Here is a 13,038-nt window from a genome sequence, read left to right as displayed (position 1 = left end):
ATCCAACTGAATATGAATGAAACGAAAAAATATCTTGTGATAAAAGCTATAGACCAAGGAAAGAAAACAAAGAATCGAGCCTGTGTCGAACTGAATCTTTCTGAAAGACAAATCAATCGTCTGCTACTAGCCTATCAACAGAAAGGAAAAGAAGCCTTCAGACACGGAAACAGAAATCGAAAACCAAAACATGCAATCCCTGATGAAAGCAAAATAATTGCCCTCAATCTCACCATTTTTTTGGGACATCATCACTTTCGATTGACAGCATCAATCCACTATAACTCTGCACATAAAAATGGAGAAGATGCAATCCTCTTCTCCAAATATTAACTTCTTTACAAACCAACTATAGTTGACAAAGAACCTAAAATCAATTGATAACACAGGGTCAGGTCGGTCAATTCCTTCAACTGTAGCCCTGTCAATTCTTCCCATTTATCAATTTTGTATTGGAGAGAATTGCGGTGCAGATAGAGTTGCTGGGCTGTTTTTGTTAGGACAGCACTATTTTCCCAAAGGGAGAGAATGATTTCCTGAATCTGATCTTGATCCAAAATCATCTGGTGTAGACATTCCTTGATTGGCTTCAAGTCCACGAGCCTTTCTCCCATACTCCAAAGATAGAGCTGTGAAAAAGTATGAACACCTTGGTGACCCTGACGCCACCAAGTCTTAAACAAATCTCTCTCTGCTTTAATCAAGTCTGATAGGGCTTGATGTCTTGCCTGAGACCAAACCTGGCCTAACATGACAGAGAGACGAAGTCCAAAGTCATACTCAACCGCTTCAATCGTATCAGATAAGATTGAACGTACAGAGGTGTACTTATCTTGTTGCAGCACGAAAACATAATCCTGAGCTCCGACCTGAAGCACCGTCTGACAATTCGGAAAAAGAGTCCGCATCATATCTAGCCAAGAAGCCAGATTTTCCTGCTGAAAATAGGAAAGATGGCAATACACCAACTGAATCTTTTTAAAAGTTTGCGGTGCCTGACCCTTCCCCTCAATCAGATAGGAATACCAAGGATTGAGCGAACGAGCCTGCTCCTGCTGGGTCAAAAGGGAAATCAACTGCTTTTCACGCTCACTGAGCCCAGCTTTCTCCAGCAAAATCCACTGCTGAGAAGCTAAAGGGAGAGTGAGATAGCCCTCTTTCTCTACTGGTTGGTCTGAAATCTGAGCCTCAGGAAACCAGTCTTGTAGTTCTTTTGTCATCATGTCCTAGCCCTCCACTTTTTGGATGCACCACCAAATCAAGCTCTCAAGACGTTCCAAATTTTCAGTCATATGGAGATAGCCCATCACAGCTTCAAAACCTGTGGACATGCGGTAAGTCACCACATCGGCATTTTTAGCCTTTGTGTGGCTATTGGTATTGCGGCCACGTTTGTAGATTTCTTTTTCTCTTTCCGTTAGGACTTGCTCCTCTAACATGAGGGAAATCAGGCGAGCCTGAGCCTTGGCCGACACATACTTGGTCGCTTCTTGATGGAGTTTATTGGGTTTGGTCATGCCTTTGAGGATGAGGTGACGACGAATATACATGGAATAAACCGCATCTCCTTCAAAGGCTAGCGCAATCCCATTAATGAGATTGACATCAATCACGTGTCCACCTCACTCCATCCTTGGTGTCAAGGAGCTTAATTCCCTGAGCAGCCAATTGATCACGGATTTGGTCTGCTGTCGCAAAGTCACGATTGGCACGCGCCTCTTGGCGTTTTTGAATCAAGTCTTCAATCTCTGCATCCAAAGCTTCCTCAACAAAGACAATTCCAAAAATTTCTAACATATCTGCAAGAGCTTGCTTGACACTTGCATCATAGTTCCCTGAGTTGATCCATTTGGCCATTTCAAAGACAACTGTGATACCGTTGGCAGCATTAAAATCTTCATCCATAGCTGCTACAAACTTATCTTTAAAGTTTTGTAACTCTTGGGCATCCACGTTTCCTGTAAATGGTTGCTCATAAGTATTCTTCAGATACTTGAGATTGGTCTCGGCATCGCGAACTGCCTTTTCCGTGAAGTTGATAGGCTTACGGTAGTGCTGGGTCGCAAAGAAGAAACGAAGTACTTGCCCATCAAGAGTTTTAAGGGCATCGTGTACCGTAATGAAGTTACCCAAGGACTTAGACATTTTGACATTGTCGATATTGACAAAGCCATTGTGCATCCAGTAGTTAGCAAAAGTCTTGCCTGTTTTAGCTTCAGACTGGGCAATTTCATTGGTGTGGTGTGGAAACTCTAGGTCAGCTCCACCACCGTGGATATCAATGGTATCACCTAAAATCTCTGTCGACATGACTGAACACTCGATATGCCAACCCGGACGTCCAGGTCCCCAAGGACTATCCCAAGAAATCTCACCTGGTTTGGAAGATTTCCATAGGGCAAAGTCTACAGGATTTTCCTTACGAGCCGTTTCTTCATCGATCCGACCTGAAGCACCTAGCTCCAAATCTTCCAAGGTTTTATTAGCCAATTTGGCATAGTTGTGGGATTTTTCCACACGGAAATAGACATCCCCTTGACTCTCATAGGCAAAGCCTTTCTCAATCAAGTCTTCCACAAAACGGATGATGTCTGCCATAAACTCCACCACACGCGGATGGCGAGTCGCAGGTTTGACGCCCAAGGCCGTCACATCCTCACGAAAGGCAGCGATGTACTTGTCCGCAACCTCCTGAGGCGTGTTGCCTTCTTCCCTGGCACGGTTGATTATCTTATCATCTACATCCGTAAAATTGGAAATATAGGCAACCTCATAACCACGATACTCAAAATAGCGACGAATGGTATCAAAAGTCACCGTTGAACGGGCATTCCCCACGTGGATATAGTTGTAGACGGTTGGTCCACAAACATACATCTTGACTTTGCCGTCCTCGATTGGGACAAATTCTCGCAAATCACGAGACATGGTGTCGTAGATTTTAATCATAAAATAATAGTCAGGAAAACCAAAATCAAAGAACACTTAGTTTCATCACTAAGAGTTCAATTGAATTTCAGTCCGAATATCTCTACACTTCGGAATCCCTTGCTCCTTTCTCATTCAGATAAACCACCTGAGTCTGTTTGACAAAGCCAATTTTTTCATACAAACGTTTGGCACCTACATTGCTATCTTCCACTGCAATCTGAAATTCCTTGTCATTTTGCTCAATTAGTTGGTTGACGAGGGATTTTGCTAAGTAGCTTCCATAGCCTTTTCCATGTTCAGGTTCAGATATTGCTAAACCGTAGAAGTAATTCGTATCGCTCGATAAATCAACCGTGCAAGTCCCAATAACCTGACCGTCTTTTAATAAAATATATAAGCGACTTTCTGGATCTTTCAGAGCTTCAGAGACATATCTATCCACAACTTCTCTCGATTCATGTTCCTCTGAAAATGCCTGAAATTTTAACTGACTAATTTGATCCTGATACGAACTATCTGCTAACAAAACTTCAAGATTGGAAATGGTTGCTAACGGATAAGGTCTTCTATCCTTACCTAACCAAGTTTCTGTCTCTTCATCCTCGATTAGTCCCCAGTTACTGGCAAAGTCAGGATGATTCTCTAAAAAAATACGTTCTGTCTGAAAAGTGACTGACCGAATGGGGAAAGAAGCTGTTTCTCTCTCAAAACTAGTAAACAATGCACGCGCAATCCCCTGACGGCGATGACCTGGATGAACCAGTATCGTCACTTCTACATCTTGGTCATCTGCATAGACAGTTAATAAACCAACAAGTTCGCCTTTTTCATAATAAAGGAAAAAGGCGGGCATGTTTGGGTCAAAATTAAGCATGTTAGAGAGATAGGGATCGCGATAGGTACCGTCATAGTTTTGGCAACAGTTAATTAGTTTTTTCGCCTCAGATAACTCCTCTTGGCTTAACTTGTTTCTTGCTTGAATCATATAGGTATCCTCTACAAACCAGACGATCTATGACTGGCTTCTTTAGCCTGCTCGAGTTTATTAACATAATACTCTCGTTTTTCTTCGACTTCGTGAATGACAGGCTCATCCTTCTTACCATGAAGGCGGACAATCTTGGCCGGAATACCGACAACCGTCACATCACTAGGTACATCTGCTACGACAACTGCTGCTGCACCGACCTTGGCATTTTCACCAATTTCCACAGGCCCGATAACTTGGGCATGGGCTGATATGAGGGCTCCCTTTCGCACGGTTGGATGGCGTTTGCCACAGTCTTTCCCTGTTCCCCCAAGAGTCACTCCGTGATAAAGGAGAACACCTTTTTCAACAATAGCTGTCTCCCCAATCACCAAACCAGAGCCATGGTCGATAAAGACACCTGAATCAATCTGGGCACCCGGATGAATCTCAATCTGAGTCCAAAAGCGCCAAAACTGACTGTGCATACGAGCCAAGAGTTTGAAGCCATGCTTCCAGAGAAAATGCGAAAGACGGTGGGCCGCCAAGGCCTTGACACCTGGATAAGTCAGCAAAACCTCCAAAGTGGTGCGGGCCGCTGGATCATTTTCTTTTACGATATCAATGGTTTCGCGCCACCATCCCATACATTTCTCCTTTTCTTATTCTGAATCTTTTGGTGTTTCTGTAAATTCTTTCTTAGGTTTGTGATCCTTGTGATGACGTGGGCGGTGAGGGCGCTCAGACTTTTCACCTTTTTCATCATGCTCAGGTTTTGGCGGACGAGGTAGAAGAGCCTTCATAGAGGCATCGATACGGCCTTTTTCATCAATCTTGATAACCTTAACATCAACTTCATCCCCGATTTCTACCAAATCCTCTACACGATTGGTACGAGTCCAAGCCATCTCAGAGATATGAACAAGGGCATCTGTCTTATCAAAGAGGTTAACAAAGGCACCAAATTTCTCGATACGAACGACTTTAGCACGGTAAACTTCATCCACTTTGGCTTCACGAACCAAACCAGCAATAATTTCTTTGGCACGGTTAATAGCATCTTGGTCACTAGAGTAGATAGACACATTTCCTTCTTCGTCTATATCAATCTTAACACCTGTTTCAGCGATAATCTTGTCGATGGTTTCTCCACCCTTACCGATGACAATCTTAATCTTGTCCACATCAATCTTGATCGTATCAATTTTCGGAGCAGTTGGAGCCAATTCTGGACGAACTTCTGGAATGGTTGCTTCAATGACATCAAGGATTTCAAAACGTGCTTTCTTGGCTTGAGCAAGAGCCTCCGTCAAGATTTCTGCAGTAATCCCTTGAATCTTGATATCCATTTGAAGGGCTGTAATCCCATCACGAGTACCTGCAACCTTGAAGTCCATATCTCCAAAGTGGTCTTCCAAACCTTGGATATCTGTCAATACTGTGTAGTTATTTCCATCTGAGATAAGTCCCATAGCAATACCAGCTACTGGCGCCTTGATTGGCACACCACCAGCCATAAGGGCAAGAGTTCCCGCACAGATAGAAGCTTGAGATGAAGAACCGTTTGATTCCAAAACTTCTGCTACTAGACGGATAGCGTATGGGAATTCTTCCAAGCTTGGCAAGACTTGAGCAAGAGCACGCTCACCAAGAGCACCGTGACCGATTTCACGACGACCTGGCGCACCGTAACGACCAGTTTCCCCTACAGAATATTGAGGGAAGTTATAGTGGTGCATAAAGCGTTTCTTATACTCTGGATCCAAACCATCGATGATTTGAGTTTCTCCCATCGGAGCCAAGGTCAAGACTGAAAGAGCCTGAGTTTGTCCACGAGTGAAGAGACCGGAGCCGTGCACACGAGGAAGAAAGTCAACAACCGCATCCAAAGGACGGATTTCATCGACCTTACGACCGTCAGGACGCACCTTATCTTCTGTAATTAAGCGGCGCACTTCAGCGTGTTCCATTTGTTCCAAGATTTCAGCCACATCACGCATGATACGGTCAAATTCTTCGTGGTCTGCATATTTTTCTTCGTAAACAGCAGTCACTTGGTCTTTAACTGCTTGAGTAGCAGCTTCACGAGCCAATTTTTCTTCTACTTGAACCGCTTTTTGGAGGTCGCTGTTGTAGGCTGCGATGATTTCAGCTTGCAAGTCAGCGTCCACATGAAGCAATTCCACTTCTGCTTTTTCTTTACCAACAGCTGCAACGATTTCTTCTTGGAAGGCAATCAATTCTTTAACTGCTTCGTGCCCTTTAAGGAGAGCTTCCAACATGATTTCTTCTGACAATTCTTTAGCACCAGATTCTACCATGTTGATGGCGTGTTTGGTACCAGCTACTGTCAATTCAAGAAGAGATTGCTCTGCTTGTTCTTGACTTGGGTTGATGATGATTTGGCCATCTACATATCCCACTTGTACCCCAGCAATTGGTCCGTCAAATGGAATATCTGAAATAGACAGTGCCAAAGATGAACCAAACATAGCAGCCATTGGTGCAGATGCATTTTCATCATAAGAAAGCACTGTATTGATGACTTGGACTTCATTACGGAAACCTTCCGCAAACATAGGACGAATCGGACGGTCAATCAAACGCGCTGTCAAGGTCGCATCTGTTGAAGGACGTCCTTCACGTTTCATAAAGCCACCAGGAAACTTCCCAGCCGCATACATTTTTTCTTCGTAGTTGACTTGGAGTGGGAAGAAATCCCCAGTTGCCATTTTCTTAGACATAACGGCAGCAGTCAAGACAGTTGACTCACCGTAACGTACAACAACAGAGCCATTTGCTTGCTTAGCAACCTGACCAGTCTCTACAATTAACTCACGACCCGCAAAAGTCGTTTGAAACACTTGTTTTGCCATTTTAATCCCCTTTGGATTGATGAAATTATACGCCTTGCCTACAAAGATCAAGATACTAAGCCGTTAAGCAACTCAAAGGAAAATAGGAAATCGAACGACGGAGCGAATGCTCCTAGGTAGATTTATCTTTTTCCACAGAGTTGTAGGCGTGTGCAATTACTCAAGATACCAAGGACGTCAAAAGCAAAGTAAAAATAGGAAACTGACGAAGTCTTCGATGAAGACAAGACAGTTTATCTTTTTTACACAGCTTTTCGGCCGGATTCAATTACTCAAGATACTAAGCCGTTAAGCAACTCAAAGGAAAATAGGAAATCGAACGACGGAGCGACCGCTCCTAGGCAGATTTATCTTTTTCCACAGAGTTGTAGGCAATTAAATGCTTTACTAACTCTCTCGTCAAATAATATCGATTTGACTCGCTCGTGTCGGTAAACCTTACAGTTAGAATGCATTCTATTATTTAACACCCTCATCTTTGTATCAAGTACGTACAGAGTCTATTTTATCATATTTTTCTTAAAAAGTGCGGTCTTTACCATTAAAAAGGAACCATTCCCCTCACTTGAGAAGAATGGTTTGCTTTTTATTATCCTAGAGACTGGTGATTAAACAAGGCATGGGTTGCTTGGTGGATGTATTTTGCTGTTTCAGCATTGTTCATAGTGTAGAGATGCACACCAGCAACATCCTGAGTTACCAAGTCCACGATTTGGTCCACTGCATAGGCAAGTCCTGCTGCTCTGAGCGACTCAGGGTCATGCTCATACTTGTCTAAGATGGCTTTAAATTTGCGTGGAAGATGGATATTCTCACAAGTCTTCAAGAGGCGGAGAGCCTGATTTCGATTCAGAATTGGCATAATCCCTGCATGAATGGGAACATCAATCCCAGCCAAGATGCACTTGTCTTGGAAATCATAGAAGCGCTCATTGTCAAAGAAAAGCTGAGTTACAAGGCTCGAGCAGCCTGCATCCACTTTCTTCTTGAGATTTTGGATATCTGAAATCTGATTTGGCGAATCTGGATGGCCTTCTGGATAACAAGCACCAACAATATCAAAGTGAGGAGCTTGCTCCTTGATGAACTCAATCAAGTCAGTTGCGTAGCGGAAATCCTTTTGTGGCTCCACATCTGGAATAATATCCCCACGAAGAGCCAAGATTTTCTGCACCCCAACCTTGTCCAAGTCTGCAATGGTTTCAGCAACCTTGTCCTTGGTCAAATAGATGGCTGGCAAGTGAGCAATAGTCGGAATCGCCAAGTCATTTTGGATAAAGTCAGCCAAACGAACCGTCGTTTCCTTGATATTAAATTTATTATTGCTGGCAGTCACACTGATAAAGTGAGGAGCCAACTCCTGCATATCTTGAAGAGCAGAAATAATTTTATCATTACCCACTGCTGGGTTTGGAGGAAACACTTCAAATGAGAGTGACGGTGTTTGGCGTGACATAGTCATTATCCTTTTCTAGTTGATTTTTTTCGTTAGCTGGATTCCTAGAATCCAAGTGAAACAGGCAGAATGACCAAACAGCGCTTCTTGAGAAATCCTTATCTTACAATTTCTCACGCGCAGCTTTAGCTGCTTCAACAAGGCGGATCAAGCTTTCTTTTGTTTCTGGAATACCGCGTGTTTTCAAACCACAGTCAGGGTTGATCCAAACTTTCTTGCTTGGCACTTTAGCAAGGATGGCTTCGATTGTATTGTCGATTTCGCCTTCATTTGGCACACGAGGTGAGTGGATATCATAAACCCCAGGGCCCACTTCTGTTTGGAAGTTTTTCGCTTTGAGTTCGTCCAAGATTTCAAGATTTGAACGGCTAGCCTCAAAGGAAATAACGTCTGCATCCATGTTGTCAATAGCTGGGATAATATCTGTAAATTCTGAGTAACACATGTGAGTGTGGATTTGAGTATCTGGCGCTACTGTTGAGTGTACCAAGCGGAATGCAGGAATAGCCCAGTCAAGGTAGTCTTCGTACCAGTCGCTACGACGGAGTGGCAATTTTTCACGAAGAGCAGCCTCGTCGATTTGGATGATTTTCACACCAGCAGCTTCAAGGTCAAGTACTTCATCCTTGATAGCAAGGGCGATTTGAAGAGTAGAATCCTTGATAGAGATGTCTTCACGTGGGAATGACCAGTTGAGGATGGTAACAGGTCCAGTCAACATACCTTTAACAGGTTTGTTTGTACGGCTTTGTGCATAGCTAGACCATTTAACAGTGATAGGGTTAAGACGAGTGACATCACCCCAGATGATTGGTGGTTTCACCCCACGCATACCGTATGATTGTACCCAACCATTTTTAGAGAAGAGGTAACCTGACAAGTTTTGACCGAAGTACTCAACCATGTCATTACGCTCAAATTCACCGTGAACAAGGACATCAAAGTCAATATCTTCTTGCCACTTGATCCATTCGTCGATTGTTTCAGCAAGGAAAGCATCGTACTCTTCTTGAGACAATTCACCTTTACGGTAAGCCAAACGTTTAGCACGAACTTCTTTAGTTTGAGGGAATGAACCGATCGTTGTTGTTGGAAGAGCTGGAAGCTTGAGAGTTTCTTCTTGGATGGCTTCACGTTCTGCAAAGGCTGGCAAACGAGTGTAGTCTGCATCCGTCAATCCAGCGATACGAGCACGAAGTTCAGCATTAACACCAACACGCTCAGTCGCAAAGAGTTCTTTGTTAGCTGCAAGTGCTTCTTCACCTTGACCATTGCGGATAGCATCCAAATCACGAATCTCATCCAATTTTTCAACTGCAAAGGCAAAGTGGTTCAAGATTGCTGGTTCAAATTCTTCATTAGCAGTTGTAAATGGCACATGAAGAAGTGAGCATGAGCTAGTCAAAACGATGTTTTCAGCTGGAATTTGCTCAAGAACAGCCAAGCTCTTTTCGTAGTTGTTGCGCCAGATGTTTTTACCATTGACAATACCTGCGTAGAGAGTCTTGTCAGCTGGGAAGCCACCTTTAACCAATTCAAGAGTTTTCTTACCTTCAACGAAATCAAGACCGATAGCATCTACTGGCAAGTTTACAAGGTCAGCGTAAACGTCACGAACGTCTCCAAAGTAAGTTTGAAGCAAGACTTCAAGACCTTTTTTGTCAGACAATAATTTGTTGTAAAGGTTCAAGAAGAGAGCTTTTTCTTCAGCTGTCAAATCTTTGACAAGAGCAGCTTCATCCAATTGGATACGAGTCGCACCAAGCTCCGCCAATTTAGCAAAAACTTCTTGGTAAGCAGCCACTAAGCTGTCTACGAAGTCTTCTGCTTTCACGCCTTCTTCAAAGTCTGACAATTGAAGGAAAGTGAAGGGACCTACAAGGACTGGGCGAGTGTTCAATCCAAGTTCTTTTGCTTCTTGGAACTCATCGAAGATCTTGTGACCAACCAATTTTACTTGAGTGTCTTTTTCAAATTTAGGAACGATGTAGTGGTAGTTGGTGTTGAACCATTTCTTCATTGGAAGGGCGCGAACGTCCCCTTTTTCTCCTTGGTAACCACGACCCAAAGCGAAGTAGCGCTCAAGGTCAGACAAGTTCAAGTTTTGAACGGATGCAGGTACTACGTTGAAAAGGAAAGCTGCATCTAGGAAGTTGTCATAGTGAGAAAAGTCATTTGATGGAATTTCAGTGATGCCTTTTTCTTTGACAATGTTCCAGTGTTTAGCACGCAAATCTTTTGCGGCTGCCAAGAGTTCTTCTTCTGAGATTTCTTTTCTAAAGTATTTTTCAGTTGTAAATTTTAATTCGCGGAATTCGCCCAAACGAGGGAAACCGATGATTGTAGTTGACATGATGTGTCCTCCAAAATTTGTTGTTGAAACTATCTTAACAGAAAAGAATGCGTCTGTATAATTGTAAAAAATTAGGCTTTGATATAGTTTGAAACTATATCTCGGTTTTAGACAAAAGAAAAAGACCTGAGACAAATGCCTCAAATCCTTTGTGTAGCTTGTTTTTTTACTATATTTCAGTTAGACGGTTCAAACGCGTTATTAGTAATTCTTATAAGTGACTATGGCTTGTTATTAGAAAAGACTATAATACTCTTCGAAAATCTCTTCAAACCGCGTCAACGTCGCCTTGCCTTAGACATATGGTTACTNNCTGCGGCTAGTTTCCTAGTTTGCTCTTTGATTTTCATTGAGTATGAGTCTACTCTAATCAACTCTTTTCCTGTTCGAGTGGGACGACTGCTAGTGTCTTTCCCAAACTGGCTAGGACTTTTAAGACTGTGTCCAACTGAGGACTAGTCTTGCCTGTTTCCATCCTAGCTATGACAGGCTGGCTTACTCCACTAAGTTCTTCTAGCTTTTTCTGACTGATTCCTTGCTCATGCCTGGCTTCAATCAGCTCACTCATGATAGCCACTCGCATATCACTTTCAAGGATTTCCTCCTTGGTAAAGAGTTGAGACTGGACATCCTTCCAATTACTCCCAATAGCACTATTCTTCATCTCTTAACCCTCTTTCTTTTACGTCTATGTATTTTTTGAAAAAATGAGCGAATTATAATTCGATAGATTGACCAGCGGGTTTAAAATTGGTGCTAGCTTGTTTCTTAAGCGCTTTTCCTTTTCTAGGGTAAAGCAGATCCTGCTTGCTTAACCCCAATTTTCCACGATGAATCCAATAGTAAATGGTTGAAATTCCCACGTTAACGCCCTTATCCTTGACCATCATGTCGGGAGAAAATTTTTGGTTATGATAGTGGAGAATCTTTTCCTTTAGTTCCTTAGTCAAGCTTGATTTCTTGACCGATTGCTTGCGATTATTTTCATAAGACTGTTGAGCATAGTCGGCAGAATAAATCTCTTTGAAGCACCCTTTTCCAAGACATTTTCGGACTGTCCTACGCTTAATTTCAGTGTGGATAGTTTGAGGAGCTTTTCCAAGTAGAGAGGCAATTTCTCTATTTGATTTTCCTTCTTTTTTTCCATCATTCGATTAAGCGACGGCTATCGATTGTCAAATGTTTGCCTTTTGTAGTATAATTGTCTTGCATCTCCGTGACTTTTAATCATTTCAATCTTAAATTGGACTTTTTTTTACTTGGGTTGTACTTAATCTATAAGGAAGACAAGAAAAAGAGTATCAATCAAGTAAAGTCACAAAGTCACATTAGCTCCGAGCAAGCATTGCAAATTGAGGTACTCACACAATGATTAAAATATTTCTCTCTGCCTTTTCTGTCATTCTCTTTGCTATCCCTATCATAGCTTATTCTTTTTTTCCATCTTCTAATCTTAATATTTGGCTATCTACCAGACCTATCTTGGCACAGATTTATGCCTTCCCCTTAGCTACTGCAACTATGGTTTCTATTTTAAGTTTCGTATTTTTTTCCCTATCTTTTTACAAGAAAAATAAACAAATACGGTTTTATTCTAGCATCTTGCTCTTACTATCGTTCATATTACTATTATTCGGAACAGATAAAACCCTTTCTTCCGTATCAAATAAGACTAAAACCTTAAAATTAGTAACTTGGAACGTCGCTAATCAAATAGAAGCACAACATATTGAGCGAATTTTTAGCCATTTTGATGCCGATATGGCTATATTCCCTGAACTAGCTACCAATATTAGAGGTGAGCAAGAAAACCAGAGAATCAAACTATTGTTTCATCAAGTTGGACTTTCTATAGCCAACTATGATATTTTTACTTCTCCACCTACTGATAGTGGAATAGCTCCTGTGACTGTGATTGTCAAGAAAAGTTATGGTTTCTATACAGAAGCTAAAACTTTCCATACAACACGGTTCGGGACAATTGTATTACATTCGAGAAAACAAAATATACCAGATATCATTGCTTTGCATACTGCTCCTCCTCTGCCAGGTTTAATGGAAATCTGGAAGCAAGACTTAACCATCATTCATAATCAATTGGCTTCAAAATATCCAAAGGCTATTATTGCAGGTGATTTTAATGCAACTATGCGTCATGGAGCACTTGCAAAAATAAGCTCTCATAGGGACGCATTAAATGTACTACCACCTTTTGAAAGAGGAACTTGGAATAGCCAAAGTCCAAAACTTTTTAATGCAACAATAGATCATATTTTATTGCCTAAAAACCACTACTATGTTAAAGATTTAGACATTGTAAGTTTTCAAAACTCTGATCATAGATGTATTTTTACAGAAATCACATTTTAATTATTTTATACTCTTCGACAATCTCTTCAAACCACATCAGCATCGCCTTACCTTAGACATATGGTTACTGACTTCGTCAGTCTTA

General features: G+C 41.9%; 10 protein-coding genes and 2 pseudogenes. 2 read left to right on the top strand and 10 right to left on the bottom strand.

Annotated elements, in window-relative coordinates:
- Positions 1 to 12: 12 nt before the first annotated feature.
- Positions 13 to 213, top strand: a pseudogene (locus HT701_RS03110) (helix-turn-helix domain-containing protein); the annotation flags it as partial.
- A gap of 125 nt (positions 214 to 338) precedes the next feature.
- Here the strand turns inward: HT701_RS03110 and HT701_RS03105 are convergent.
- From HT701_RS03105 to HT701_RS03060, 10 genes and pseudogenes are all read right to left on the bottom strand, one after another.
- Positions 339 to 1,223: a PucR family transcriptional regulator gene (locus HT701_RS03105; protein ID WP_138700860.1), complete on the bottom strand. Its 885-nt coding sequence runs from the start codon at positions 1,221 to 1,223 to the stop codon at positions 339 to 341.
- A gap of 3 nt (positions 1,224 to 1,226) precedes the next feature.
- Positions 1,227 to 1,613: a Mini-ribonuclease 3 gene (locus tag HT701_RS03100; RefSeq protein ID WP_000567930.1), complete on the bottom strand. Its 387-nt coding sequence runs from the start codon at positions 1,611 to 1,613 to the stop codon at positions 1,227 to 1,229.
- Positions 1,606 to 2,949: a cysteine--tRNA ligase gene (cysS, locus tag HT701_RS03095; protein ID WP_172931216.1), complete on the bottom strand. Its 1,344-nt coding sequence runs from the start codon at positions 2,947 to 2,949 to the stop codon at positions 1,606 to 1,608. The genes HT701_RS03100 and cysS overlap by 8 nt, the downstream gene beginning before the upstream one ends.
- An 82-nt stretch (positions 2,950 to 3,031) precedes the next feature.
- The gene (locus HT701_RS03090) at positions 3,032 to 3,916 is read right to left on the bottom strand and encodes a GNAT family N-acetyltransferase (protein WP_172931215.1); all 885 of its coding nucleotides are present in this window, start codon (positions 3,914 to 3,916) and stop codon (positions 3,032 to 3,034) included.
- An 11-nt stretch (positions 3,917 to 3,927) separates the two neighbouring features.
- Complete coding sequence (gene cysE / locus HT701_RS03085) at positions 3,928 to 4,545, bottom strand: serine O-acetyltransferase (protein ID WP_172931214.1); 618 nt, start codon at positions 4,543 to 4,545, stop codon at positions 3,928 to 3,930.
- A gap of 15 nt (positions 4,546 to 4,560) precedes the next feature.
- Positions 4,561 to 6,774, bottom strand: coding sequence for a polyribonucleotide nucleotidyltransferase (gene pnp, locus HT701_RS03080; RefSeq protein WP_172931213.1), 2,214 nt, complete (start codon positions 6,772 to 6,774; stop codon positions 4,561 to 4,563).
- 589 nt (positions 6,775 to 7,363) lie between these two features.
- Positions 7,364 to 8,230, bottom strand: coding sequence for a methylenetetrahydrofolate reductase [NAD(P)H] (gene metF / locus HT701_RS03075; RefSeq protein WP_000089956.1), 867 nt, complete (start codon positions 8,228 to 8,230; stop codon positions 7,364 to 7,366).
- 103 nt (positions 8,231 to 8,333) lie between these two features.
- The gene (metE, locus tag HT701_RS03070; RefSeq protein ID WP_172931212.1) at positions 8,334 to 10,583 is read right to left on the bottom strand and encodes a 5-methyltetrahydropteroyltriglutamate--homocysteine S-methyltransferase; all 2,250 of its coding nucleotides are present in this window, start codon (positions 10,581 to 10,583) and stop codon (positions 8,334 to 8,336) included.
- 370 nt (positions 10,584 to 10,953) lie between these two features.
- The gene (locus tag HT701_RS03065; RefSeq protein ID WP_138702722.1) at positions 10,954 to 11,247 is read right to left on the bottom strand and encodes a helix-turn-helix transcriptional regulator; all 294 of its coding nucleotides are present in this window, start codon (positions 11,245 to 11,247) and stop codon (positions 10,954 to 10,956) included.
- A gap of 58 nt (positions 11,248 to 11,305) precedes the next feature.
- Positions 11,306 to 11,795, bottom strand: a pseudogene (locus HT701_RS03060) (IS30 family transposase); the annotation flags it as partial.
- A gap of 156 nt (positions 11,796 to 11,951) precedes the next feature.
- Between HT701_RS03060 and HT701_RS03055 the strand changes: the two are divergent.
- Positions 11,952 to 12,953, top strand: coding sequence for an endonuclease/exonuclease/phosphatase family protein (locus tag HT701_RS03055; protein ID WP_054393151.1), 1,002 nt, complete (start codon positions 11,952 to 11,954; stop codon positions 12,951 to 12,953).
- Positions 12,954 to 13,038 lie beyond the last annotated feature (85 nt).

The organism is Streptococcus sp. 10824 (assembly GCF_013276595.1).
Lineage (GTDB): Bacteria > Bacillota > Bacilli > Lactobacillales > Streptococcaceae > Streptococcus > Streptococcus pseudopneumoniae.
Note: the sequence above shows the minus strand (reverse complement) of the source record. Positions and strands in the feature narration are given on the sequence as shown.

Coding starts and splice junctions, on each gene's coding strand:
- HT701_RS03105 (WP_138700860.1), bottom strand. CDS start 1,223: ATGATGACAAAAGAACTACAAGACTGGTTTCCTGAGGCTCAGATTTCA.
- cysS (WP_172931216.1), bottom strand. CDS start 2,949: ATGATTAAAATCTACGACACCATGTCTCGTGATTTGCGAGAATTTGTC.
- HT701_RS03090 (WP_172931215.1), bottom strand. CDS start 3,916: ATGATTCAAGCAAGAAACAAGTTAAGCCAAGAGGAGTTATCTGAGGCG.
- cysE (WP_172931214.1), bottom strand. CDS start 4,545: ATGGGATGGTGGCGCGAAACCATTGATATCGTAAAAGAAAATGATCCA.
- pnp (WP_172931213.1), bottom strand. CDS start 6,774: ATGGCAAAACAAGTGTTTCAAACGACTTTTGCGGGTCGTGAGTTAATT.
- metF (WP_000089956.1), bottom strand. CDS start 8,230: ATGTCACGCCAAACACCGTCACTCTCATTTGAAGTGTTTCCTCCAAAC.
- metE (WP_172931212.1), bottom strand. CDS start 10,583: ATGTCAACTACAATCATCGGTTTCCCTCGTTTGGGCGAATTCCGCGAA.
- HT701_RS03065 (WP_138702722.1), bottom strand. CDS start 11,247: ATGAAGAATAGTGCTATTGGGAGTAATTGGAAGGATGTCCAGTCTCAA.
- HT701_RS03055 (WP_054393151.1), top strand. CDS start 11,952: ATGATTAAAATATTTCTCTCTGCCTTTTCTGTCATTCTCTTTGCTATC.